2 protein-coding genes are annotated in these 971 nt (G+C 31.5%); both read right to left on the minus strand.

Features of this window, described 5'->3' with window-relative positions; translation table 11 throughout:
• Positions 1-418: 418 nt before the first annotated feature.
• A complete protein-coding gene (gene hfq, locus AC1DJR_RS31470; RefSeq protein ID WP_002139959.1) occupies positions 419-607 on the minus strand; it encodes an RNA chaperone Hfq in 189 nt (62 codons plus the stop codon).
• 22 nt (positions 608-629) lie between these two features.
• A complete protein-coding gene (locus tag AC1DJR_RS31475; protein WP_429688673.1) occupies positions 630-965 on the minus strand; it encodes a transposase in 336 nt (111 codons plus the stop codon).
• Positions 966-971 lie beyond the last annotated feature (6 nt).

Below are 971 nucleotides of genomic sequence, written 5' to 3' on the forward strand. Positions count from 1 at the left end.
TTCCCCTTTTTTCTCTTTCAATTGTTCATACATATCTTCTTGTTAGTTATACATATCGTTAGCATCCTCTGGTGTCACTTCTTTTAAAATTAACCTTTCTGTTTCTATAATTGGAAATTTATTCATTAGAAAGTCTCCCTCTATAAGTATTGGTTTTAGTAATCTTATAATATTTTCTATTCTAGAATATCCCACTTACATTACATAGTCATCTATTACACAGCTAGACCAAACTACGCCCTTATGCAACTAAACTGCCGCGATAGTTAAAGAAAAAAATCCTGCAAACAAAGGATTTTAATCAAACTTTATTATAAATAATCGAACTTTGTTTTAAATGATCAAGCTTTTTTATAAAACTACAGTTGTGCCTAAACGTACAATTTTCCCGAAATGGTATGGTGAGGCACAGTATGTATTACATAGCAAGTGTAGAGATTGCCTGTTTGTAGATTAGTTGTTGTTTACCATGAACCATCATTAGGACGGTAAATTTATCTGTTGCAAGGATCTGCCCACGTACTGGAACGCCATTCTTTAAAAATACAGTAACTTCCCCTTTTTTCTCTTTCAATTGTTCATACATATCTTCTTGTAAGTTATACATGAAATACGCCCCCTATTTGTATCTACTTTTCTTTTAATACTTGCTGGCTCTCATTGTTGTCTATTTGTATTTCCCATTCACCTTCTATTTTTCTAAACCATTTTCCTATGTTGCTTACATAGTATTTTTTCACTTCACCATATGGAATCCAAATTTCACGTTCCTGTATTTGATTCATCACTTCATGAAGAATCTCATCATGTTCATACTTTCTAGGTTTTCTATGATGTGTTTTTAAAAACTGTGTATATTCTCTACGTAACCAATTAGAAATATGTTCTTTTTGTTTTCGCTTGAGATGTGACCATTTTTTATTTGTTTGAAGGATTTTTCCATTTACTTTTATGTGGTTTTTCATCGACAC

The organism is Bacillus sp. 05T31 (genome assembly GCF_056396725.1).

Bases quoted from the DNA above. Each gene is read 5' to 3' on its own strand.
- AC1DJR_RS31475 (WP_429688673.1), bottom strand. From the start codon at position 965: ATGAAAAACCACATAAAAGTAAATGGAAAAATCCTTCAAACAAATAAA.
- hfq (WP_002139959.1), bottom strand. From the start codon at position 607: ATGTATAACTTACAAGAAGATATGTATGAACAATTGAAAGAGAAAAAA.